This window comes from Halorubrum tibetense, assembly GCF_042661865.1.
GTDB classification, from domain to species: domain Archaea; phylum Halobacteriota; class Halobacteria; order Halobacteriales; family Haloferacaceae; genus Halorubrum; species Halorubrum tibetense.
Window position 1 is genome coordinate 1 of sequence record NZ_JBHSWW010000712.1, and the last position, 537, is coordinate 537.

At 49.5% G+C, this 537-nt stretch carries 1 protein-coding gene; it reads left to right on the forward strand.

Annotated elements, in window-relative coordinates:
• Window positions 1-180: 180 nt before the first annotated feature.
• Window positions 181-537: hypothetical protein (locus tag ACFQEU_RS17890; protein WP_379784352.1), on the forward strand; the 357-nt coding region annotated here is incomplete at its 3' end.

Sequence of the window (537 nt, forward strand, 5' to 3'; positions counted from 1 at the left end):
GTGCAAGTGGCTTCTGAAAAAACCCAAGCGTTGAATGGTGTAGGGATGGCTGTTTTGGCTGGAACGAGTGGCGGGTTGTTTGTGCCAGTTGTTTGCAGATGAAAGGTATTTACTTTTTTTGGGAATAAAGCGCTGGCTGCGTCGTTATTTCAGTGAATCAACCAAAAAAGGGAAACCCCCATGTTTAAGCGCACATTACTTTTTACCGCCTGCACCCTGATTTCAACTGCTGCATTTAGCCAAAGTGCCAGTGTCGACGTGCAAGCCTCGGTTAACGTCAATGCTGACATCAACGGTCAAGCGGCGCATTCAACCGAGCAAACCCAAACATCATCTGAAACCAAAAGTGGTACCAACACGGAGGCCAATACCGGCGCTCAAGCCAATGCCAATACACCTAAGTCAACTCAGGCGACTGAACAAGCGCCGGCACCTAAGGGTGAAGCGCTGATGGCTAATTCTGCTAAGACGACGCAAACCTCGAATAATCGCCTCAATGGCTTAGCGCATAGTGTTAGCACCCGCGGACTGGTTACC